The 20,965-nt window shown below is 70.5% G+C and carries 21 protein-coding genes; 12 read left to right on the top strand and 9 right to left on the bottom strand.

Annotated features, from left to right (window positions below; translation table 11 throughout):
• Positions 1 to 2 precede the first annotated feature (2 nt).
• The 3 genes from ABKA17_RS29600 (at position 3) to ABKA17_RS29590 (ending at position 4,017) form a co-directional block, all read left to right on the top strand.
• The gene (locus ABKA17_RS29600; protein ID WP_353695321.1) at positions 3 to 1,613 is read left to right on the top strand and encodes an LCP family protein; all 1,611 of its coding nucleotides are present in this window, start codon (positions 3 to 5) and stop codon (positions 1,611 to 1,613) included.
• 292 nt (positions 1,614 to 1,905) lie between these two features.
• Complete coding sequence (locus tag ABKA17_RS29595; RefSeq protein WP_353695371.1) at positions 1,906 to 3,465, top strand: LCP family protein; 1,560 nt, start codon at positions 1,906 to 1,908, stop codon at positions 3,463 to 3,465.
• Positions 3,466 to 3,594: 129 nt separating this feature from the next.
• Positions 3,595 to 4,017 carry a spore-associated protein A gene (locus tag ABKA17_RS29590; RefSeq protein WP_353695320.1) on the top strand — a complete coding sequence of 141 codons (423 nt, stop codon included), beginning with the start codon at positions 3,595 to 3,597 and terminating at the stop codon, positions 4,015 to 4,017.
• A 75-nt stretch (positions 4,018 to 4,092) separates the two neighbouring features.
• Here the strand turns inward: ABKA17_RS29590 and ABKA17_RS29585 are convergent, their stop codons facing one another.
• On the bottom strand, positions 4,093 to 5,121 hold the full coding sequence (locus ABKA17_RS29585) for a glycosyltransferase family 2 protein (RefSeq protein ID WP_353695319.1): 1,029 nt from the start codon (positions 5,119 to 5,121) through the stop codon (positions 4,093 to 4,095).
• A 127-nt stretch (positions 5,122 to 5,248) separates the two neighbouring features.
• On the opposite strand from ABKA17_RS29585, the gene ABKA17_RS29580 reads away from it, so the two are divergent.
• The 4 genes from ABKA17_RS29580 to ABKA17_RS29565 all read left to right on the top strand — a co-directional run bounded on the left by ABKA17_RS29580 (position 5,249) and on the right by ABKA17_RS29565 (position 8,612).
• Entirely contained in the window at positions 5,249 to 6,697 is a 1,449-nt protein-coding gene (locus ABKA17_RS29580; RefSeq protein WP_353695318.1) for an LCP family protein, read from the top strand.
• A gap of 178 nt (positions 6,698 to 6,875) precedes the next feature.
• A complete protein-coding gene (locus tag ABKA17_RS29575; RefSeq protein WP_353695317.1) occupies positions 6,876 to 7,235 on the top strand; it encodes a four-helix bundle copper-binding protein in 360 nt (119 codons plus the stop codon).
• Between the two features lie 70 nt (positions 7,236 to 7,305).
• On the top strand, positions 7,306 to 7,800 hold the full coding sequence (locus ABKA17_RS29570) for a CbrC family protein (protein WP_353695316.1): 495 nt from the start codon (positions 7,306 to 7,308) through the stop codon (positions 7,798 to 7,800).
• The gene (locus tag ABKA17_RS29565; protein ID WP_502994410.1) at positions 7,797 to 8,612 is read left to right on the top strand and encodes a class I SAM-dependent methyltransferase; all 816 of its coding nucleotides are present in this window, start codon (positions 7,797 to 7,799) and stop codon (positions 8,610 to 8,612) included. The genes ABKA17_RS29570 and ABKA17_RS29565 overlap by 4 nt, the downstream gene beginning before the upstream one ends.
• Positions 8,613 to 8,691: 79 nt before the next feature.
• Here ABKA17_RS29565 and ABKA17_RS29560 read toward each other — a convergent pair whose 3' ends face one another.
• Positions 8,692 to 9,987, bottom strand: coding sequence for an LCP family protein (locus ABKA17_RS29560; RefSeq protein WP_353695315.1), 1,296 nt, complete (start codon positions 9,985 to 9,987; stop codon positions 8,692 to 8,694).
• 119 nt (positions 9,988 to 10,106) lie between these two features.
• On the opposite strand from ABKA17_RS29560, the gene ABKA17_RS29555 reads away from it, so the two are divergent.
• Positions 10,107 to 10,655, top strand: coding sequence for an acyl-CoA thioesterase (locus ABKA17_RS29555; protein ID WP_171140628.1), 549 nt, complete (start codon positions 10,107 to 10,109; stop codon positions 10,653 to 10,655).
• A 75-nt stretch (positions 10,656 to 10,730) separates the two neighbouring features.
• On the opposite strand, the gene ABKA17_RS29550 is transcribed toward ABKA17_RS29555, so the two are convergent.
• Complete coding sequence (locus ABKA17_RS29550) at positions 10,731 to 11,888, bottom strand: acyl-CoA dehydrogenase family protein (RefSeq protein ID WP_353695314.1); 1,158 nt, start codon at positions 11,886 to 11,888, stop codon at positions 10,731 to 10,733.
• 202 nt (positions 11,889 to 12,090) lie between these two features.
• On the opposite strand from ABKA17_RS29550, the gene ABKA17_RS29545 reads away from it, so the two are divergent.
• Positions 12,091 to 13,434, top strand: coding sequence for a UDP-glucose dehydrogenase family protein (locus ABKA17_RS29545; RefSeq protein ID WP_353695313.1), 1,344 nt, complete (start codon positions 12,091 to 12,093; stop codon positions 13,432 to 13,434).
• Between the two features lie 133 nt (positions 13,435 to 13,567).
• Here ABKA17_RS29545 and ABKA17_RS29540 read toward each other — a convergent pair whose 3' ends face one another.
• Entirely contained in the window at positions 13,568 to 14,068 is a 501-nt protein-coding gene (locus ABKA17_RS29540) for a CGNR zinc finger domain-containing protein (protein WP_353695312.1), read from the bottom strand.
• 130 nt (positions 14,069 to 14,198) lie between these two features.
• Here ABKA17_RS29540 and ABKA17_RS29535 point away from each other — a divergent pair, with 130 nt between their 5' ends.
• Positions 14,199 to 14,558 (top strand): VOC family protein, encoded by a 360-nt coding sequence (locus ABKA17_RS29535; protein ID WP_353695311.1) that lies wholly within the window; start codon positions 14,199 to 14,201, stop codon positions 14,556 to 14,558.
• A gap of 21 nt (positions 14,559 to 14,579) precedes the next feature.
• Positions 14,580 to 14,963 carry a VOC family protein gene (locus ABKA17_RS29530; protein WP_353695310.1) on the top strand — a complete coding sequence of 128 codons (384 nt, stop codon included), beginning with the start codon at positions 14,580 to 14,582 and terminating at the stop codon, positions 14,961 to 14,963.
• Between the two features lie 294 nt (positions 14,964 to 15,257).
• Here ABKA17_RS29530 and ABKA17_RS29525 read toward each other — a convergent pair whose 3' ends face one another.
• Positions 15,258 to 16,376 (bottom strand): dipeptidase, encoded by a 1,119-nt coding sequence (locus ABKA17_RS29525; RefSeq protein ID WP_353695309.1) that lies wholly within the window; start codon positions 16,374 to 16,376, stop codon positions 15,258 to 15,260.
• A gap of 100 nt (positions 16,377 to 16,476) precedes the next feature.
• The gene (locus ABKA17_RS29520) at positions 16,477 to 16,836 is read right to left on the bottom strand and encodes a MerR family transcriptional regulator (RefSeq protein ID WP_353695308.1); all 360 of its coding nucleotides are present in this window, start codon (positions 16,834 to 16,836) and stop codon (positions 16,477 to 16,479) included.
• Between the two features lie 85 nt (positions 16,837 to 16,921).
• On the opposite strand from ABKA17_RS29520, the gene ABKA17_RS29515 reads away from it, so the two are divergent.
• Positions 16,922 to 18,061, top strand: coding sequence for an alkene reductase (locus tag ABKA17_RS29515; protein ID WP_353695307.1), 1,140 nt, complete (start codon positions 16,922 to 16,924; stop codon positions 18,059 to 18,061).
• On the opposite strand, the gene ABKA17_RS29510 is transcribed toward ABKA17_RS29515, so the two are convergent.
• From ABKA17_RS29510 to ABKA17_RS29500, 3 genes are read right to left on the bottom strand one after another with little or no spacing between them, the layout of a single operon-like run.
• A complete protein-coding gene (locus tag ABKA17_RS29510; protein ID WP_353695369.1) occupies positions 18,010 to 19,194 on the bottom strand; it encodes a dipeptidase in 1,185 nt (394 codons plus the stop codon). The genes ABKA17_RS29515 and ABKA17_RS29510 overlap by 52 nt on opposite strands.
• Positions 19,195 to 19,199: 5 nt before the next feature.
• Positions 19,200 to 19,727 (bottom strand): 5-(carboxyamino)imidazole ribonucleotide mutase, encoded by a 528-nt coding sequence (gene purE / locus ABKA17_RS29505; protein ID WP_353695306.1) that lies wholly within the window; start codon positions 19,725 to 19,727, stop codon positions 19,200 to 19,202.
• On the bottom strand, positions 19,724 to 20,863 hold the full coding sequence (locus ABKA17_RS29500) for a 5-(carboxyamino)imidazole ribonucleotide synthase (RefSeq protein ID WP_353695305.1): 1,140 nt from the start codon (positions 20,861 to 20,863) through the stop codon (positions 19,724 to 19,726). Before ABKA17_RS29500 ends, purE begins: the two co-directional genes overlap by 4 nt.
• Between the last annotated feature and the right edge of the window lie 102 nt (positions 20,864 to 20,965).

The raw sequence follows: 20,965 nt of genomic DNA, 5'->3' as shown, positions 1-20,965 counted from the left end.
AGATGACCCAGAACAGTGTGCAGGGGGAAGCGACGCGACAGGGCGTCCCGCAGGCTCAGGAGGGGGCCTCGGAGGGGGGCGCGGGCAGACACGGCAGACGCCGGGCACGGCCGCGCCGTAAACACCGTGTGCTGAGGTGGTCCGCGTCGACGCTGGCGGTGCTGATACTCGGCACGGCCGGCGCCGGGTACCTGTACTACCAGCACCTCAACGGCAATCTCGGCACGGGTGAGCGCAGCAGCGGCGACTCCAAGGCGAAGAAGAGCGCGCCGAACGCGGCCGGGCAGACCCCGCTGAACATCCTGCTGATCGGCTCCGACAGCCGTGCCTCCGCGGAGAACGTGAAGCTCGGCGGCAGCAAGGACACCCGCAGCAACCCGCCGCTGGGCGATGTGCAGATGCTGATCCACCTGGCCGCGGACCGGAAGAGCGCCGCGGTGGTGAGCATCCCGCGGGACACCCGCGTCGCCATCCCCAAGTGCACGGATCCCGATACGGGCGACATCTACCCGGCGACCAACGACATCATCAACACGTCACTGGCTCGCGGCGGGGCCGGCTGCACCCTGGCCACATGGCAGAACCTCACCGGGGTCTACATCGACCACTGGATGACGATCGACTTCGCCGGTGTGGTGAGCATGGCGGACGCCGTCGGCGGGGTCGAGGTCTGTGTGGAGCAGAACGTGTGGGACCGACCGCTGCCGGGAGTGCCCGGGGGCTCCGGCCTGAAGATGAAGGCGGGCCGCAAGGACATCAAGGGCAAGCAGGCGCTTCAGTGGCTGCGCACCCGCCACGCCTTCTACAGCGATCTGGGCCGCGCCAAGGCCCAGCACATGTACATGAACTCGATGATCCGCACACTGAAGAGCCAGAACGTCTTCACCGACGGCGGACGCCTGATGGAACTGGCCGAGGCGGCCACGAAGTCGCTGGACGTCTCCGAGGAGATCGGCAGCGTGAAGAAGCTGTACGACCTGAGCAAGCAGCTCAAGTCGGTGCCGACGGACCGGATCACCATGACGACGATGCCGAGCATCGAGGACACGAAGGACAAGAACCACCTGCTCCCGGAGCCCGCAGGCGCCGAGAAGATGTGGCAGATGCTCCGCGACGACGTGCCCTTCGACGACAAGGGCACGGACGCGAAGAAGAAGGCCAAGACGAAGGAGAAGGTCTCCGACGACCCGCCGGCCGACGACGACAAGATCGGTGTCCTGGTGCAGAACGCCACGCAGTCCAGCACGCTCGGTCCGGTCTCCGGCCGCGCGCGCACGGTCAGCGGGCTCCTCGTCGAGAAGGGCTTCGCCCGTGCGTCGGCGGACACCACGGCGGCCCTCGCCGAGGAGCGGACGGTGGTGCGCTATCCGAGCGCGGATCTGGAGGGCGACGCCCAGCGGGTGGCCAAGTCGCTGGGGATTCCGCTGAGTTCGGTGAAGAAGTCGACCGACGTCTCGGGGGTCACGCTCGTCGTGGGCGCCGACTGGCGTGAGGGCACGGCGTATCCGAAGAAGTCCGACCCGAAGGCCGGGGACCTGCCGTCGAACGCCGACGAGCTCAACGGGGCGGACAGCAGCAAGTGCATGGACGTGTACGCGCCGTACCGCTGGTAGCGGCGGGGCCGCGGGGAGAGCCGTGATGGGGGTCTGTGGGGGCTCACAGACCCCCACAGCGAACTCCTGACTGTCTACAGAATGATGAGGCGGGCTCAGGTCCCGGAGCCCGGACAGTTTTCGACACGCCGTTCGACAACGGTTCTCAAGTACGCTTCCGCCCAGGCGGAGCGGGCGTATGAGCCGGCCGTCGGGCTTGGGGAGGCCCGGCAGTCCGTCAGGCGGTACAGGGTGGGGAGGGCAGGGAGTGGCGCAGAGCGTGCGCGGAGAGGTGCCCGCGGTCGAGGACACGATGTCCCTCACACCGCAGGCAGCGGATCCGCCCATCGAGCAGCGTGGGATACGGCGCGCATCAGGTGACCGGCGACGTGGGCGACGCGTCCTGCGCTGGTCCGCGATCGTGCTGTCGGTGGTCATCGTCGGTACGGCCGGCACCGGGTATCTGTACTACCGGCACCTCAACGCCAACATCAGGAAGGACGACCTGAATCTCGGCAACGAGAAGGACAGGGCGGCCAAGACCGAGGCGAACGCGGCGGGACAGACCCCGCTGAACATCCTGGTGCTCGGCTCGGACGCGCGGGACAACAAGGAGAACCAGAAGCTCGGCGGCGCCAAGGACACCTTCAACGGCACTCCGCGCGCGGACGTCCAGATGCTGCTGCATGTCTCGGCGGACCGCTCCAACATGTCGGTGGTGAGCATGCCGCGCGACACCCTGGTCGACATACCGGAGTGCACGGACCCCGACACCGACAAGGTCTACTCGGCGCTCACGTCGGCGATGACGAACGACTCGCTCGGCCGCGGTGGCCCCGGTTGCACGGTGGCGACGTGGGAGAAGCTCACCGACATCCACATCGACCACTTCATCATGGTCGACTTCGCGGGCGTGGTGTCGATGGCGGACGCGATCGGCGGCGTACCGGTCTGCGTGGACGCCAACATCTACTCGCACACCTCCAAGGGCAGCGGTTCGGGCCTGAAGCTGGAGGAGGGCACCACATCCATCAAGGGCGAGCAGGCTCTGCAGTGGCTGCGCACGCGATACGGCTTCGAGGACAACACGGACATCGCGCGGGCCAAGGCCCAGCACCAGTACATGAACTCGATGGTCCGCGAGCTGCGCGAGAACGCGACGCTGAGCAGCCCGAACAAGCTGCGCAAGCTCGCCGAGACCGCCACCGAGGCATTGACGGTGGACGAGGGACTGGGCAGCGTGACGAAGCTGTACGACCTGAGCAACGAGCTGCGGAAGGTCCCCAGCAAGCGCATCACCATGACGACGATGCCGTGGCAGTACGCCTCGGACGGCAACCGGGTGGTGCCCAAGCCGGAGGAAGCGGAGAAGGTGTTCCGGCTGGTCCGTGAGGACATCGCGCTCGACGGCAAGGACAAGAAGAAGACGGCGCAGGACGAGACCTCCGACGACCCGGCCGCCGCGGACGACGAGATCGCCGTCCAGGTGCAGAACGGCACCCGCACCAGCACGCAGACGGCGATGACGGGGCGAGCAGGCGATGTGACCGAGCTCCTCGTCGGCAAGGGTTTCACCGCGGCCAAGTCGGACTCCTCGGTGCTCCTCGGCCAAGCCAAGACGGTCGTCCGCTACCCGAGCGCCGACCTGGAGGGCGATGCCCAGCGGGTCGCCAAGGCCCTTGGCGTTCCGATGAGTTCGGTGAAGAAGTCGACGGACGTCTCCGGGGTCACCCTGGTCATCGGTGCGGACTGGCGCTCAGGTACGGCCTACAAGGCCGCAGAGAAGGACGACTCGCTGCCCGAGTCGGAGGACACCTTCAACGGCGCGGACACCAAGGCCTGCATGCACGTCAACCCCGACTTCACCTGGTAGCGGCCCTCCCACCGGAAGCAACAACGACGGATACGTCTCGGCCGAGGCCCCTTCCCTCACGGATGGGGCCTCGGCCGCTTGTGAAATGATCACATCAGTTCTGCAGTAACACCTGATAGGGACTCACCCATGCTCACCATCAAGCGACTTGGCTCCGCCGTGGCCGTCCTCGGACTCACCGCGGCCGGCACCATCGCCGCCACCGGCTCCGCCTCGGCCGCCTCCTACACCGGTGCCTGCGGGTCCGGTTACAGCGTGATCGACTCCATGGACGTCGGCGACGGCACCGCCTACCTCACCTACAGCGGCTCCACCGGCAAGAACTGCGTCGTCACCGTCAGCGACACCCAGGGAACGCCCATGGTCCTGGGCGCCAACCTGCGGCTGCACCGCACCGACGCCGTGTGGAAGCAGGGCACCGAGGAGGACTCCGGCACCTTCAAGTACTACGCCGGCCCGGTCTACGCCTCGGCCGCGGGCAAGTGCATCGACTGGGGCGGCCGCGCGGCCTCCAACTACACGCGCATCGACTACGGCGTCCACTGCGGCTGACGCCCGGCCGGACCGCCCGCTCGACATGCCGAAGGCCCCTCCCCCGCCGTACGGGGAAGGGGCCTTCGTCCGGTCCTAGGCCTCCGTCAGCACCGCGGGGCGCCGCGACGCGATGACCTTGCGGGCCAGTGACTTGGGGCTGGTCAGGAAGCCCCAGCCCCAGGACATGTGCATGGTGGCGAGGGCGACGGGGATCTGGAGCCGCGCCTTCAGCGGCAGGCCCTTGCCCGCCGGGACGGAGCCCAGGACGATCGCCGCGAGGTAGCCGCCGGGGATCACGAAGCCGAGCGGGGTCAGGACCGCGCCCACCACGAGGCCCGCCACGATCGCGCAGACCGCGACCGGCGGGGCGAGGTAGCGCAGGTTGATGGAGCCGGCGTGGTAGCGGGCCACGACATGCCGCCAGCGGCCGTAGTCCTTGTACTGCTTGGCCAGCGCCTTCACGCTCGGCCTCGGCCGGTACGACACCTTCAGCTCCGGCGAGAACCAGATCAGCCCACCGGCCTCCCTGATCCGGAAGTTCAGCTCCCAGTCCTGGGCGCGGATGAACTCCACGTTGTAGCCGCCCTGTTGCTCGAGGGCCTCGCGGCGGAAGACACCGAGATACACCGTCTCGGCGGGCGCGGCCACTCCTCCCGTGTGGAAGGAGGCGTTGCCGACCCCGATCTTCGAGGTCATGGCGGCGGCGACCGCGTGCTCCCAGTCGTTCTCACCCTCGGCGTGCATGATGCCGCCGACGTTCTGCGCGCCGGTCTCCTCCAGGAGCCGTACGGCGGTGGTGATGTAGTTCGGCGAGAGCATGCCGTGGCCGTCGACGCGGACGACGATCGGATGGCGGGAGGCCTTGATCGCGGCGTTCAGCGCGGCGGGCGTGCGGCCGGTCGGGTTCGGGACGGTGTGGACACGCGCGTCTTCCGCGACGAGCTCGGCGGCGATCTCGTCCGTGCGGTCCGTGGACGGACCGAGGGCGATCACGACCTCCATCTCGCCGGCGTACTCCTGCGCGAGGATCGCTTGGACGGCTCCGCGCAGATGCCGTTCCTCGTCGAGGACGGGCATGATCACAGAAACGGCGGGGAGCTGCACGTCGGGCTTGGGGTTCATAGGGGGCTCACGTTACCGCGAACGGGGGACACCGATGCGCCCCACCCGGGGCGGCGGCGGTCGTCGCAGATCGTATGGGCCTACGGTGCTCACGATCCCACGTACGGCCCTAGCGGAGGTGTCCCCCATGCCCACGCCGCCCCGCCGCTCCCCCGCCCCCCGGCCCAAACGGCCCCCGGTACGACCTGTACGACGGCGGAAACCGCGTTGGGCCGCCCGGGCGGTGACCACGCTCTCGGTGGTGATCCTCGCCTCGGCCGGGATCGGGCACGGGCTGCTCTCCAGCCTGGACGCCGACATCGCGCGCGTGGACCCCTTCAAGGACATGAAGAACCGGCCCCAAGCGGGCCACGGCATGAACGTCCTGCTGGTCGGCACCGACGGCCGCGACAAGATCACCGAGGCCGAGCGGCAGAAGTACCGGCTCGGCGGCGCCCCCTGCCACTGCACCGACACGATCATGATCGTGCACATCTCGGAGGACCGGGAGCGGGCCAGCGTGGTGAGCCTGCCGCGCGACTCGTACGCCATGACACCCGCGCACACCGACGGGACCACCGGCGAGAAGCACCACGGCCACCCCGTCAAGCTCAACGCGGCGTACGCCGAGGGCGGCCCGAACCTCACCGTGCGGACGGTCGAGAACATGACCCATGTGAAGATCGACCACTATCTGGAGGTCGACTTCACCAGCTTCATGAAGACCGTCGACGTCCTCGGCGGCGTCAAGATCTGCACGGCCGACCCGCTCAAGGACGCCTACACCGGCCTCGACCTCCCCGCCGGAACCCACACCCTGATGGGCGGCGAGGCCCTCCAGTACGTCCGCTCCCGGCACATCGACGGTGCCGCCGACCTCGGCCGGATGAAGCGCCAGCAGCGGTTCATGGCGGCCCTCATCGACCGGGCCACGTCCTCCGGGATCCTGCTGAACCCGATGAAGTTCCGGGACATCACCCGGGCCGTACTGGGCTCGGTACGGGCCGACAAGGGCTTCGGCACCGACGAACTGCTGGACCTCGGACGGGCAATGCGGAACTTCTCCCCCTCCTCCTCCGAGTTCACCACCGTCCCCATCGGGCAGATGGGCTACGCCGTGAAGGGCGTCGGCTCCACCCTGAAGTGGGATCCGAAGAGGGCGGGCCGCCTCTTCCAGGCCCTGCGCGACGACAAGCCGCTGGCCGCGCACAAGCCGAAGAGCAAGGCCGTACGCGTGGCGGTGGCCCCGCAGCAGATCCGCGTCCAGGTCGAGAACGGCACCGCCACCCCCGGCCTCGGCAAGCGCGTGGACGCGGACCTGGCCGCGACCGGCTTCCGCACCACACACCAGCCGGTGACCTCCGCCGACCGCACCGTCAAGCGCACGGTCGTCGCCTACGACCCCCGCTGGGACCGCTCCGCCAAGTCCCTCGCCGCCGCCCTCCCCGGCAGCGAGCTGCGCGCGGTGAAGGGACAGGGGCCACTGCTGAAGGTGATCGCGGGGACGGACTTCGAGAAGGTGCGCAAGGTACGGGCGGAGGATCCGTACCAAGGGGAGTTCGGGGTGGTGACGGGGGACGAGGTGGGGTGCGTGTAGACCCGTCCGCCGGATCGTCCGCGTCGGACGTGATCAGCCGAATTGCCCGGGCCCGCACGCTTGAGCCGGTTACGTTCCGGATTATTGCCGTCCGCCCGATGGCGCCCGGCGCCCGGCAGGCGTAGGACGGAAGGGCGACGGGGCCCGTCCCGGGCTCCCTCACCCCCCAGGAGGAGCCATGACCCAGACCGGAATGACCGCGATGAGCAAGGCGATGCAGGACTGCGTCGAGGCGTGCATGTCCTGCCACAGCATGTGCGAGGAGACCATGAGCTCCTGCATGCAGATGGGTGGCCAGGCCCAGATGCAGGTCATGCGGGCGCTGATGGACTGCTCCGAGATGACCCGGATGTGCGCGGACATGATGATGCGCCGCTCGCCGATGTCGGCCGAGATGTGCGCGATGTGCGCCAAGGCCTGTGAGATGTGCGCCGAGGCGTGTATGGCCATGCCGGACGACGAACAGATGATGCGCTGCGCCGAGGCGTGTCGTCGCTGCGCGGAGATGTGCCGGACGATGGCGGGCGCCACGATGTGAGGCGGGCCTGAGGCCGTTCCAGGGGCACCCTGCGGGGTGCCCCTGATCCATGGTGCGGCAGGCTGCGCCCATGCTCCCTTCGTTCCGGTACCACCCCGACCCGCTGGCGACCGGCTCGGTGGTCCCGTCCGACGCGCCGTGCGACTGCTGCGGGCAGCGGCGCGGATTCGCGTACGCCGGACCCGTGTTCGCGGTCACCGACCCCGCCGGCGCCCTGTGCCCGTGGTGCCTCGCGGACGGCAGCGCGGCCGAGCGGTACGAGGCGCAGTTCACGGAGGTCGAGGGGCGGGTCCCGATGGACGTCCGCCTGGAGGCCGACCGGCGCACCCCAGGCTTCCACGGCTGGCAGCAGGAACGGTGGCTCACGCACTGCGGGGACGCGGCGGCGTTCCTGGGCCGGGCGGGGGCGGCGGACATGAAGCGCCGCCCGGACGCCCTGGCGGACCTGACGGCGGAGTACGGCGAGGAGTTCTGCGCCGCCCTGGACGCCGACGGGCAGCCCACCGCGTACCTCTTCGCCTGTCTGCACTGCGACCGGCATCTGGCCTACGCGGACTTCACGTGAGCGGGGCGACGGAGGCCTTCGACGCCGCTGAGCGGGGTATGTGGGCGGGGCGGGCGGAGGCGTACGCGGCGAGCTTCGGGCGGCTGTGTGCGGGGCCGGTGGAGGCGTTGCTGGACGCGGCGGGGGTGTCGGCGGGTGTGTACGTCCTGGACGTCGGGACCGGGACCGGTACGGCGGCCGTGGCGGCTCTGGGGCGTGGGGCTCGGGTGTGCGCGGTGGACGCGGACGCGGGGATGGTGACGGCGGCGCGGGCGCGGGGGGTCGCGGCGGAGCTCGCCGTACTGCCGGAACTGCCCTACCCGGACGCCGAGTTCGATGTGGTGGTCGGCAACTTCGCCCTCAACCACGTCGGCCGGCCGCGTGCCGCTCTGGCGGAACTGGGGCGGGTGCTGCGTCCCGGCGGCCGGGCCGCGCTGACCTTGTGGGGTGCGTGCCGCGGGGCCGGGCAGGAGCTGCTCGGGCGGGCCTGCGAGGCGGGGGGTGCGGTGGTGCGACCGGGGTCTCTGCCTCGCCTCGACCCGGCCGAGGATTTCACGCGGACGGCGGAGGGCGTGGCCGGGTTGCTGGCGGAGGCCGGGTTCGCAGGGGTCGACTGCGCCGAGCTCGCCTGGGATCACCGGACCACCGTCGAGGAGTGGTGGGGCGGGGTGGCCGCGGGGCTGGCGACGGTGGGGGCGGTGGTCGCGGCGCAGGACGCGGGGACGGTGGCGCGGATCAGGCGGGAGTACGAGCGGTTGGGTGCGGAATTCTCCGTCGGGGGCGGGGAGTTGGCGTTGCCGCATGTCGCGTTGCTGGTGAGCGGGGTGCGCTGATCGGCGGCCCTGGGTCGGCCGAACGCGAAAGGCCTGGCAGTGCGCGCGGCACCACCAGGCCTTGTCGCCCGGGACCGGCTCAGTTGCCCGAGACGGTCACCTTCTCGTCGTTCTTCAGTTCCTCGACCAGCTGCTTGACCTTCGTCTTGTCCCAGACGAGGTTGCCGCCCGTGGAGCCGGAGATCGGCATGTTCATGGACTTGCCGTCGCCGCTGTTGACGCTCTTCATCGCCCAGAACATGTCGGCGAGGTCGAAGAGGCCCATGTCCTTGTCGACGATGAGGGAGTCGAGGCCGGCGCCCATGGTCGGGTAGAGCTTGAAGGGGTTCAGGACCGTGCCCGGGGTGGCGACCTGGTTGGCGAGGGCGGCGAGGAACTTCTGCTGGTTCTTCGTACGGTCCAGGTCGGAGCCGGCGAGGGCGTACCGGGTACGGACGAAGGCCAGGGCCTGCTCGCCGTTGAGGGTCTGCTTGCCCGCCTCGAAGTCGGCGCCGGACTTGGTGTCCTTCATGCCGCCCTTGGGGATGGTGATTTCCACGCCACCCACCGCGTCCACGATGTTCGCGAAGCCGGCGAAGCCGATCTCGACGTAGTGGTCGATGCGCAGACCGGTGTTGAACTCGACCGTGCGGACCAGCAGCTCGGGCCCGTCCTCGGCGTACGCCGCGTTCAGCTTCGTGTGCCGGCCCGTGCCCTTGTACGTCTTGCCGGACTCGGAGCCGACGAAGGTCGGGATCTCCACGTCCGAGTCGCGGGGCAGGGAGATCAGGGTGTCGCCGTTGCTGCCGGTGTGCAGGATCATCATCGAGTCCGTGCGCTTGCCCTCGGCGGACCCGGTGTGCAGCTTCTTCTTCTCCTCGGCGGACATGCCGGCGCGGCTGTCGGAACCGACGATCAGATAGTTGGTGCCCTCGCCCGCCTCGGGCCGGTCGATGACCTTGGAGAGGTCGACCTCGCGGTTGAGCTTGGAGTCGGCCCAGAAGTACGTGCCGATGGTCGTGACCACCAGGACGGTCACGACGGTGATCGCCGTCCACTTGATCCGGCGCCGCCAGTTCGGCGCGGGACGCGGCTCACCCGTGCCCCCGGGGCCGCCCGGTCCGCCGCCGCCGTAGACCTGGCCGGTGTTGTAGCCGCTGTCGTATCCGTTGCCGGCGGGGTCGTCGCTGTAGCCGCCGTCGACGTACGACGGCTGCTGCGGCACCCCTCCCCCGTACGGCGGCGCGGACTGGCCGGGGCCGCCCCCGTACGCGCCCGAGGCGGGCCGGCGGACCTGCCGCATCGCGCGCGCACCCTCGGGCTGTGCGCTCGCGCTGCCGCGTCCGTAGCGGTTACCGCGGTTCTCGTCGGACCATGCCTCGGGCCAATCGTTCATGGGGCCCAGTGTGCAGGGAACGGCTGTGTCCTTTACAAGGGTCGTAGGAAAATCAGGGCACTGCTGTTGCGAACCCAACACAAAAGCCGCTGATGTGACCTCGGCATAAGGTGGAGGCCATGACAGACCAGGCCCCTTCCGCGGAGTCCGACATCCCGGGCAAGCCCACCTCGGCGTCCCGGACCACGCTCAGCCACATCATGACCCACAACGACACCAACCTGCTTGGGACGGTGCACGGCGGCGTGATCATGAAGCTGGTCGACGACGCGGCGGGCGCGGTGGCCGGCCGGCACTCCGGCGGCCCGGCCGTCACCGCCTCCATGGACGAGATGGCCTTCCTGGAGCCGGTCCGCGTCGGTGACCTCGTCCATGTGAAGGCCCAGGTCAACTGGACCGGGCGGACCTCGATGGAGGTCGGGGTCCGGGTCCTCGCCGAGCGCTGGAACGAGTCCGACCCCGCCACCCAGGTCGGCTCCGCCTACCTCGTCTTCGCCGCGGTCGACGCCGACGGCAAGCCCCGTATCGTGCCGCCCGTCCTCCCGGAGACCGAGCGCGACAAGCGCCGCTACCAGGAGGCCCAGATCCGCCGCACGCACCGGCTGGCCCGGCGCCGGGCGATCATGGAGCTGCGGGAGAAGCGGGCGGCGGAGGGGTTCGAGGACTGACGTCGCCGACAGCGAAAAGGGGCGCCCGGTGGAACCCGGGCGCCCCTTCGCGTGCTGCGTGCTGCGTGCTGCGTGTTACGGCAGGTTGCGGGCCATCACGATCCGCTGGACCTGGTTGGTGCCCTCGTAGATCTGCGTGATCTTGGCATCGCGCATCATGCGCTCCACCGGATAGTCCCGCGTGTACCCGTACCCGCCCAGCAGCTGGACCGCGTCCGTGGTGACCTCCATCGCCACGTCCGAGGCGAAGCACTTGGCGGCGGCGCCCTGGAAGGTGAGGTCGGAGTCGCCGCGCTCGGAGGCGGCCGCGGCCTGGTAGGTCAGGGCGCGGGCGGCGGCGATCTTCATGGCCATGTCGGCGAGCATGAACTGGATGCCCTGGAAGTCGGCGATGGCCTTGCCGAACTGCTTGCGCTCCTGGACGTAGCCCTTGGCGTAGTCGAGGGCGCCCTGGGCGACACCGAGGGCCTGGGCGGCGATGGTGATGCGGGTGTGGTCCAGGGTCTTCATGGCCGTGGCGAAGCCGGTGCCCTCGTCGCCGATCATGCGGTCGGCGGGGATGCGGACGTTGTCGAGGTAGACCTCGCGGGTCGGGCTGCCCTTGATGCCGAGCTTCTTCTCGGGGGCGCCGAAGGAGACGCCCTCGTCGGACTTCTCGACGACGAAGGCGGAGATGCCCTTGGAGCGCTTGGTGGGGTCGGTGACGGCCATCACCGTGTAGTACTCGGACTCGCCGGCGTTGGTGATCCAGCGCTTGACGCCGTTGAGGATCCAGTGGTCGCCGTCGCGGACCGCCTTGGTCTTCATGCCGGCCGCGTCGGAGCCCGCGTCGGGCTCGGAGAGGGCGTACGAGAACATGCCCTCGCCCTTGGCGAGCGGGGTCATGTACCTCTTCTTCAGCTCCTCGGAGCCGGAGAGGATCACCGGGAGCGAGCCCAGCTTGTTCACCGCGGGGATCAGGGAGGAGGAGACGCAGACGCGCGCGACCTCCTCGATCACGATCACCGTGGCCAGCGCGTCCGCGCCCGCGCCGCCGTACTCCTCGGGTACGTGTACGGCGTGCAGGTCGCTCGCGATAAGGGCGTCGAGGGCCTCGCGCGGGAAGCGGGCGTCCTCGTCCACCGCGGCGGCGTGGGGCGCGATCTTCGCCTCGGCCAGCGAGCGGATGGCGTCGCGGAGCATGTCGTGCTCCTCGGACGGGCGGTACAGGTCGAAGTCAGCCGATCCGGCCAAGGTGTCTCACGCTCCAAATGCGCTGCGTTGCCGACGCTAATTACCGTTAAGTAACTCAAATTTTAGGGGCCCGCCCACGGGAGTGATACGTGAGCTTGGCGACAGGGGGAATCGACGGGGGGAAACTGCCCGGTGAAGCGCCTTCCCACGCCCCGACTATGCTCGGGCAGCGCATCGAACGACGCAGACCCCTGGAGCACGCATGGCCCTCAAGATCACCGTGATCGGCACCGGTTATCTCGGCGCGACGCACGCCGCGGCCATGGCCGAGCTCGGTTTCGAGGTGCTGGGGCTCGATGTGGTGCCCGAGAAGATCGAGATGCTCCAGCGGGGCCAGGTCCCGATGTACGAGCCCGGTCTGGACGACCTGCTGCGCAAGCACGTCGCCGGCATCGAGGGATCGACCGGGCGGCTGCGGTTCACCATGGACTTCGCCGAGGCCGGCGCCTTCGGTGACGTGCACTTCGTCTGTGTGAACACCCCGCAGCGGCACGGTGAGTACGCCTGCGACATGTCGTACGTCGACTCCGCCTTCGCCTCGCTCGCACCGCATCTGACCCGGCCCGCGCTGGTCGTCGGCAAGTCGACGGTGCCGGTGGGCTCCGCCGACCGGCTCGCCGCCTACCTCGCGGCGAACGCCCCGGTCGGCGCGGACGCCGAGCTGGCCTGGAACCCGGAGTTCCTGCGGGAGGGCTTCGCGGTCGACGACACCCTGCACCCGGACCGGATCGTGGTGGGTGTGCGCGGTGAGCGGGCGGAGAAGCTGCTGCGTGAGGTGTACGCGACGCCGCTCGGGGAGGGCACGCCGTTCGTGGTGACCGACTTCCCGACCGCCGAGCTGGTGAAGACCTCCGCGAACTCGTTCCTGGCGACCAAGATCTCCTTCATCAACGCGATGGCGGAGATGTGCGAGGCCTCCGGCGGTGACGTGGCCAAGCTGGCCGAGGCGATCGGCTACGACGACCGGATCGGGAAGAAGTTCCTGCGGGCCGGTATCGGGTTCGGCGGCGGTTGTCTGCCGAAGGACATCCGGGCGTTCATGGCGCGCGCCGGTGAGCTGGGTGCCGACCAGGCGCTGACGTTCCTGCGCGAGATCGACTCGATCAACATGCGTCAGCGCGGCCAGATGGTGGAGCTGGCCCGGCAGGCGCTGGGTGGCGGTCCGTTCCTGGGCAAGCGGATCGCGGTGCTCGGTGCCACCTTCAAGCCCGACTCGGACGACGTCCGGGACTCGCCCGCGCTGAACGTCGCCGGGCAGATCCACCTCCAGGGCGGCCAGGTGACGGTGTACGACCCGAAGGGCATGAACAACGCGCGCGGGGTCTTCCCGACGCTCGGGTACGCCGACTCCGCGATCGAGGCGGTGCGGGGCGCCGACGCCGTACTGCATCTCACGGAGTGGCGGGAGTTCCGCGAGCTGGACCCGGCGGAGCTCGGTGAGGCCGCGGCGACCCGGCTGATCCTGGACGGCCGCAACGCCCTGGACCCGGAGCTGTGGCGCAAGGCGGGCTGGACGTACCGGGCGATGGGGCGGCCGACGGCCTAGGGCCCCGTAGAAGGCGACGCCGGTTCGGCCGAGGCTCAGTCGGCCGAACCGGCGTCTTTCTGCATTCTGCACCACTTCCCCACACGGGGCGGGGGCGACTTCTCAAGTCCGGCGAAGTGCCTTGTGGGCGCGGCTACTTGGACCGGTAGCGGCGCATCTTGGCGCGTGCGCCGCACACCTGCATGGAGCACCAGCGGCCGCGGCCCGCGGGGCTGCGGTCGTAGTAGGCCCAGTGGCAGTCGTCGGCCTGGCAGGCCTTCAGGCGCAGCCAGGTGCCCGCGACCAGTGCCCCGGCGACGGCCGCCGCGATCCGGGAGAGCAGGGGGTGCTCGTCGGCGGCGGTGAGTGCGGCCGAGCCGTCGCCCTCGTCGACCGTGACGACCAGTGGCGCCGCCGCGAGGAGTTCACCGAGGGGGGTCACGGCGCGGTGCGGTGGGTGACCGGCGTGTGCGAGCAGGGCGGCGCGGAGTGATTCGCGCAGCTCACGGGCGCCCGCGACCTCGTCCTCGGGGATTCCGAGGCGCTCCCTGCCCTCCGCGGTGTCCAGCGTGTCGGCGCCCGACTCGATGTCGAGGGTGTTGACCAGGGACTCCACCAGAGCCAGGCCCCCGGGCGCGACCGATCTCTCACTCATGCTTGCGACGTTACCCCTTATACGGGAGCATGCAGTAACCGTTACCGGTTACCCGGCTCAAGAGGTAACCGGTCAAGACCCTCCGGAGGTGACCCGCCTCTGGAGGTGCCCCGCTTCGAGGAGGAAAGTCATGGCTGTCGCCGAACTGGGCGTCGTCGTCCTGGACTGCCCGGACCCCCGCGCGCTCGCCGGTTTCTACGCCGAGGTGCTGGGCGGCACCGTCGAGGGGGACGGTGAGTGGGTGGACCTGAAGGTGCCGGGCGGCCGGTCGCTGGCCTTCCAGGCGGCACCCGGGTACACCCCGCCGCGGTGGCCGTCGTCCGAGCACTCGCAGCAGTTCCACCTGGACCTGACCGTCGAGGACATGGACGCGGCCGAGAAGGAGGTGCTGGCGCTCGGCGCGAAGGCCCTGGACACCGCCGACCGCTCGCGCGCCTGGCGTGTGTACGCGGACCCGGCTGGGCACCCGTTCTGTCTGTGCGCCTGCTGAACCCCACAAGGAGGGTCCGCCGTGACCGTGGCACGCTTCCGCTCCGTCGTGATCGACTGCCCCGAACCGCTGCTGCTCGCCCAGTTCTACGCGGCGATCGTCGGCGGCACGCCCCGCGTGGAGGACGAGGACTGGGTGGTCCTGGAGGCACCGGGTGTGCCACGGCTCGCCTTCAACCTGGAGCCGGGCTTCCAGCCCCCGGCGTGGCCGCGCGTCGGCGGCAGCGCGCAGCAGTTCCACCTCGATCTCGACGCCGGGTCCACCTGGGACGAGGTCGACGCGGCGGAGCGCCAGGTGCTCGAACTCGGGGCGCGGCCCCTGCTGGTGGCGGACAAGGAGGACTTCCGGGTGTACGCCGATCCGGCGGGGCATCCGTTCTGCCTCTGCCGGATCGAGCGCCCGTAGGCCCGGTCCCGCGAGGTGCCGGCCGGTGCGCGCATGCGTAGTGGTACGTAGGTTGGCGCGCGAACCCTCGCTCCCGGCGATTCGACCTGGTCGCGCCGGACGGCTCGATGCACGCCCTCGAAGACAACGGCTCCGAGGCGGGCGGCACGCTGCGGAAGGTGTCGTCAGGTTCTGAGCCCCGTAGATCCCTGTGAATCAGATCCCTGTGGATCCACCTGGATCCCTGTGGATCCCCAAGGGTCCGCCCCCGTGCCGGGACAGGCGCGGGGGCGGATTCGCTTACGGCTTCGGGCGTCAGCCGTCCAGGTCGGAGATCTTCGCCGTCGACGGCTCGCGCCGCTCCTGGGCCGCGCGGGCCGTGAAGTCGGCGCCGCGCAGGACGCGCTGGACGTTGCCCCAGGTCAGCAGGGCGATGTCGGACTCGGACCAGTCGCGGCGCAGGAGCTCGGCGATGAGGTGCGGGTAGCAGGAGGCGTCGGCGAGGTCCTGCGGGTGCGCGGTGCCGGCGTCGTAGGTGCCGGACAGGCCGACGCACTCGGCGCCCGCGAGGGCGCGCACATGGTCGAGGTGGTCGGCGACGTCCCGGACGGACGGGCCGGTCTGCTCGGCGGTGAGCGGCACCATGCACAGGCCCTTGGCGGCGCCCAGCTCGGCGAGCAGTTCGTCGGGGAGGTTGGCCGGGTGGGGGCGCAGGGCGCGGGCGGCGGAGCGGGTGCACACGACCGGCGCCTTGGAGACGGCGAGGGCCCGGCGGACGGTGTCGGCGGAGGCGCCGGACAGGTCGGCGAGCACCCCGAGCCGGTTCATCTCCCGCAGCACCTCCTCGCCGAACCGGGTCAGCCCCGCCTCGCTCGCCCAGCTCACGCCGGACAGCGTGAGCACGCGCAGGCCAAGAGCGTGCAGGGAGCGCAGGATGCCGAGGGAGTCGCCGAGGGCGGCGGCACCGGCCGGGCCCAGCAGCACGGCGACCCGGCCGCAGTGCCGTACGTCGGCGGTCTCACCGGCGGTCCGGGCCAGCCGCAGCCCCTCGGGATGGGCCCCTACGACGGTCTTCACCAGGTCCAGCTGCTCCAGCGTGGCGCCGACGGCCCGGTCGCCGCCGATGCTCTCGGGCAGGTGCAGCGACCAGAACAGCGCGCCGACATGGCCCTCGCGCAGCCGCGGCACGTCCGTGTCGACCGAGCTCTCACCGAGCTCGAGGTCGAACCAGGGCAGGTGCCGAAGCGCCCACGGCAGCCCGCTGTAGCCGTCGGCGACGGGGTGCGCGGCGAGGATCGCGTGGGCCCGCTCCAGGGGTGCGGTGTCCGGGTCGGAGACGGGCGTGTACGGCTGCGGTCCGGCGAACGGGTCGGGCAGGTCGTCGAGCTCGCCGACCTCGCTGGTGGTGTGCAGTTCGTCCTGGAGGTCTGCCATGGCGGGCTCCGTACGTCGTGATCGGCGGCAGGATCAGCAGTACGGTCACCGTCGCACGCGGCTCGGAGGGCTTCCTGGTGGGTGGGGCGTTCGGGGGTACTCAGCTCTCGCGGGCCGCCCGGATGACGTCGTCGAGGGTCTCCCGGGACCGTCGGAGGTCGCGGATCATGCGATCGATGCGGTCGCGCTCCTGCGCGAGGTCGTCGACGAGCCTCGGCGTGGCGATGGCGGACGGTCCCCCGTCGGTGTCCCGCATGCAGGGCAGCAGCTCGGCGATCTTGTTGCTGTGCAGCCCGGCGGCGAACAGTTCCTGGATCCGGACGACCCGGTCGACGGCCGCCTCGGGGTAGTCGCGGTGCCCTCCCGCCGTACGCTCGGCCGTCAGCAGACCCTGGGTCTCGTAGTAGCGCAGCGAGCGCTCGCTGACCCCGGTGCGCCGGGCCAGTTCACCGATCCGCATCCTTCGCCTCCCTGGCTCGAACGGCATTGAACGCCCTGTGAACGGGCTTGAATCTGACATCAGTGTCAGCTTCTACGGTACGGCCATGACGCAGACGACGGACTTCCTGGCCCCGGCCCGGCTCGGCCGGCTCGCCCTCCCCAACCACCTGGTGATGGCCCCGCTCACCCGCAACCGCGCGGAGGCCGACGGCACCCCGACGCCGCTCATGGCCCAGCACTACGCCCAGCGGGCCTCGGCCGGGCTGATCATCGCCGAGGCCGCGACGCCCAACGCGGTCGGGCAGACGTATCCGAACATCACCGCGATCCACACCGACCGGCACGTCGAGGGCTGGCGGCGGGTGACCGAGGCCGTGCGGGCGGCGGGCGGGCGGATGTTCCTGCAGCTCCAGCACGGCGGTCGGGTCAGCCATCCCGCCACCACCGGGCTGCACCCGGTCGCGCCCTCCCCCGTCCCGCTGCCGGAGACCGTGTTCACGCCGGGCGGGCACCAACCGGCCGTCACGCCGAGGGAGATGACCCCCGACGACATCCGCGCCACGATCGCCGACTTCGCCTCCGCCGCCCGCCGGGCCGTCGACGCCGGCTTCGAGGGCGTCGAGGTGCACTCGGCCAACGGGCATCTGCTGCACCAGTTCCTCGCCGGCAACACCAACCGCCGCACGGACGGCTACGGCGGGAGCGTCGAGCGGCGGGTGCGGTTCACCGCCGAGGTGACCGAGACGGTGGCCGACGCGATCGGCGCGGACCGGGTGGGCGTACGGATCTCCCCCGCGAGCACCGTCAACGGGGTGCGGGAGGACGACACCGAGGACCTGTACCCGGCGCTCGTGGCCCGGCTGCGGGACCTGGACCCGGCGTATCTGCATCTCGTGCACGCCGACCCGGACGCCGAGTGGTACCGGCGGATCCGCGCCGACTGGCCCGGCACCCTGATCGGCAACCCCGTGCTGACGGACCTCACCACGCGGGAGGTACGGCACGAGGCCGGGCGCATGCTCGCGGCCGGGGCCGATCTCGTCGCCCTCGGCCGGCCGTTCCTCGCCAACCCCGACCTGGTGACGCGACTGCGGCTGGGCGCGCCGCTGAACCCGGTCCGGGACCGGTATCTGATGTACGTGGGCGGGGCGGTCGGATACACCGACTACCCCGCCCTCGCCGAGGAGCCCGCTCAGCCGTCGAGCGACTCGATCGTCGCGTTGGACGGTGCGCGCGTCGCCTGAAGGTCCCGGGCCACGTCCTCCGCCGCGCCCAGCACGCGGACCGCGTTCTGCCAGGTCAGCTTGGCGAGGTCGGACCTGGACCAGCCGCGGTCCAGCAGCTCCGCGATCAGGTTGGGGTAGCCGGAGACGTCGCTGAGGCCGTCCGGGGTGAAGGCCGTGCCGTCGTAGTCGCCGCCGATGCCCAGGTGGTCGATGCCCGCCACCTCGCGCATGTGGTCGAGGTGGTCGGCGACCGTGGCCACCGTGGCGATCGGGCGCGGGTGCAGCTCCTCGAAGGCGCGGTGCACCTTCATCGCGTCCGGGGTGGTCGCGAGGTGGTGGAAGCCGTGCGCGCGCATGTTCTCGTCGGCGGCGGCGGTCCAGTCGACCGCGGCCTGGAGCACGAACTTGGGCACGAACGTCACCATCGCCATGCCGCCGTTGCCGGACAGCCGCGCCAGGACGTCGTCGGGGATGTTGCGGGGGTGGTCGCAGACCGCCCGCGACGAGGAGTGGGAGAAGATCACCGGCGCGAGCGTGGCGTCCAGCGCGTCCCGCATGGTCGTCGCCGCCACGTGCGACAGGTCCACGAGCATGCCCTCGCGGTTCATCTCCCGCACCACCGCACGCCCGAAGGCCGACAGTCCGCCGACGCCGGGCTCGTCCGTCGCAGAGTCCGCCCAGTCGTTGTTGTCGTTGTGCGTGAGCGTCATGTACCGCACACCGAGCGTGTACAACGCGCGTAGCGTGGCAAGGGAGTTGGCGATGGAGTGGCCGCCCTCGGCCCCCATGAGAGAGGCGATACGACCCTCCGCGCGCGCCGCCTCCATGTCCGCCGCCGTCAGCGCGGCCCTGAGGTCGGCGGGGTGCCGGTCGATCAACTGCCGTACGCAGTCGATCTGTTCCAGCGTCGCGGGCACCGCGTCGGGCAGGTCCGAGCGGACGTACACCGACCAGTACTGCGCGCCCACGCCACCGGCCCGCAGCCGGGCGAGGTCGGTGTGGAGGTGGGCGCTCTGGTCGGTGGCGATGTCCCGGGCGTCGAGGTCGTAGCGGACCTGCTCGCGCAGGGCCCAGGGCAGGTCGTTGTGGCCGTCGACGACCGGGAACTCGGCGAGGAGTTCGCGGGCCGTCCCCAGCGAGGGGGAGTTCACGGCCGTCACTTGCCGAACCCGAAGCCGCCGTTGCCCGACTGCTCGACCTTGGCGCGCAGCCGCTTGCCCTTCTCGGTGGCCTGGTCGTTCAGCTCCTGCTGGAAGTCCTTCATCCGGCCGAGGAGTTCCTCGTCGTGGGCGGCGAGGATCCGGGCCGCGAGGAGGCCGGCGTTACGGGCACCGGCGACCGAGACGGTGGCGACCGGGACGCCGGCCGGCATCTGCACGATCGAGAGCAGGGAGTCCATGCCGTCGAGGTACTTCAGCGGCACGGGGACGCCGATCACCGGCAGCGGGGTGACGGAGGCGAGCATGCCCGGCAGATGGGCGGCGCCGCCAGCGCCCGCGATGATCACCTTGATGCCGCGCCCGGCCGCCTCCTCGCCGTACGCGATCATCTCGCGCGGCATGCGGTGGGCGGAGACGACGTCGACCTCGTGCTCGATCTCGAACTCGTCGAGCGCCTGGGCGGCGGCCTCCATGACGGGCCAGTCGGAGTCCGACCCCATGACGATGCCAACAACGGGGCTCATTCGGTGATCGTGCCTCTCAGGTAGCCGGCAGCGTGACGGGCGCGTTCCAGCACGTCGTCCAGGTCGTCGCCGTAGGTGTTGACGTGGCCAACCTTGCGTCCGGGCTTCACGTCCTTGCCGTACATGTGGATCTTGAGCTGGGGGTCGCGGGCCATGCAGTGCAGGTACGCGGAGTACATGTCCGGGTAGTCGCCGCCGAGGACGTTCGCCATGACCGTCCACTTGGCGCGGGGGCGCGGGTCGCCGAGGGGGAGGTCGAGGACGGCGCGGACGTGGTTGGCGAACTGGGAGGTGATCGCGCCGTCCATCGTCCAGTGACCGCTGTTGTGCGGGCGCATGGCGAGCTCGTTGACCAGGATGCGGCCGTCGCGGGTCTGGAACAGCTCGACGGCGAGGTGGCCGACGACGTCCAGTTCCTTGGCGATGGACAGGGCCATCTCCTCGGCCCTGAGCGCGAGGGCCGGATCGAGGTCGGGCGCGGGGGCGATCACGGTGTCGCAGACGCCGTTCACCTGCTGGGACTCGACCACGGGGTAGGCGACGGCCTGGCCGTGCGGCGACCGTACGACGTTGGCGGCGAGCTCGCGGACGAAGTCGACCTTCTCCTCGGCGAGCACGGGCACGCCGGCGCGGAAGGGGTCCGCGGCCTCCGCCTCGTTGTCGACGACCCACACGCCCTTGCCGTCGTAGCCGCCGCGGACGGTCTTGAGGACGACCGGGAAGCCGTCCCCCTCCGCCGCGAAGGCCACCACGTCGGCCGGGTCGCTGACGATCCGGTGCCGTGGGCACGGCACTCCGATCGCGTCGAGCTTGGCTCGCATCACCCCCTTGTCCTGGGCGTGCACGAGCGCGTCGGGCCCGGGGCGCACGGGGATACCGTCCGCCTCCAGCGCCCGAAGGTGCTCGGTGGGTACATGTTCGTGATCGAAAGTGATCACATCGCAGCCCCTCGCGAAGTCACGCAGAGTGTCGAGATCGCGATAGTCGCCGATGACGACATCGCTCACGACCTGCGCCGCGGAATCCTGAGGGGTGTCACTGAGGAGCTTGAACCTGATGCCGAGCGGGATGCCCGCCTCGTGTGTCATACGAGCGAGCTGCCCCCCGCCGACCATGCCGACTACCGGGAACGTCACACACCTAGGGTATCGGCCGCGCCACGGCGGCTGATTTCCGCTCCTCTTACGAGCCTCTTTACAGCTCTGTGAGTCGGTCCACAGGCAACCGGCAAGGGGGAT

It is taken from the genome of Streptomyces sp. RG80, assembly GCF_040446465.1.
Classification (GTDB): Bacteria; Actinomycetota; Actinomycetes; order Streptomycetales; family Streptomycetaceae; genus Streptomyces.
Note: the sequence above shows the minus strand (reverse complement) of the source record. Positions and strands in the feature narration are given on the sequence as shown.

Bases quoted from the DNA above. Each gene is read 5' to 3' on its own strand.
- ABKA17_RS29600 (WP_353695321.1), top strand. From the start codon at position 3: ATGACCCAGAACAGTGTGCAGGGGGAAGCGACGCGACAGGGCGTCCCG.
- ABKA17_RS29595 (WP_353695371.1), top strand. From the start codon at position 1,906: ATGTCCCTCACACCGCAGGCAGCGGATCCGCCCATCGAGCAGCGTGGG.
- ABKA17_RS29590 (WP_353695320.1), top strand. From the start codon at position 3,595: ATGCTCACCATCAAGCGACTTGGCTCCGCCGTGGCCGTCCTCGGACTC.
- ABKA17_RS29585 (WP_353695319.1), bottom strand. From the start codon at position 5,121: ATGAACCCCAAGCCCGACGTGCAGCTCCCCGCCGTTTCTGTGATCATG.
- ABKA17_RS29580 (WP_353695318.1), top strand. From the start codon at position 5,249: ATGCCCACGCCGCCCCGCCGCTCCCCCGCCCCCCGGCCCAAACGGCCC.
- ABKA17_RS29575 (WP_353695317.1), top strand. From the start codon at position 6,876: ATGACCCAGACCGGAATGACCGCGATGAGCAAGGCGATGCAGGACTGC.
- ABKA17_RS29570 (WP_353695316.1), top strand. From the start codon at position 7,306: ATGCTCCCTTCGTTCCGGTACCACCCCGACCCGCTGGCGACCGGCTCG.
- ABKA17_RS29560 (WP_353695315.1), bottom strand. From the start codon at position 9,987: ATGAACGATTGGCCCGAGGCATGGTCCGACGAGAACCGCGGTAACCGC.
- ABKA17_RS29555 (WP_171140628.1), top strand. From the start codon at position 10,107: ATGACAGACCAGGCCCCTTCCGCGGAGTCCGACATCCCGGGCAAGCCC.
- ABKA17_RS29545 (WP_353695313.1), top strand. From the start codon at position 12,091: ATGGCCCTCAAGATCACCGTGATCGGCACCGGTTATCTCGGCGCGACG.
- ABKA17_RS29540 (WP_353695312.1), bottom strand. From the start codon at position 14,068: ATGAGTGAGAGATCGGTCGCGCCCGGGGGCCTGGCTCTGGTGGAGTCC.
- ABKA17_RS29535 (WP_353695311.1), top strand. From the start codon at position 14,199: ATGGCTGTCGCCGAACTGGGCGTCGTCGTCCTGGACTGCCCGGACCCC.
- ABKA17_RS29525 (WP_353695309.1), bottom strand. From the start codon at position 16,376: ATGGCAGACCTCCAGGACGAACTGCACACCACCAGCGAGGTCGGCGAG.
- ABKA17_RS29520 (WP_353695308.1), bottom strand. From the start codon at position 16,836: ATGCGGATCGGTGAACTGGCCCGGCGCACCGGGGTCAGCGAGCGCTCG.
- ABKA17_RS29515 (WP_353695307.1), top strand. From the start codon at position 16,922: ATGACGCAGACGACGGACTTCCTGGCCCCGGCCCGGCTCGGCCGGCTC.
- purE (WP_353695306.1), bottom strand. From the start codon at position 19,727: ATGAGCCCCGTTGTTGGCATCGTCATGGGGTCGGACTCCGACTGGCCC.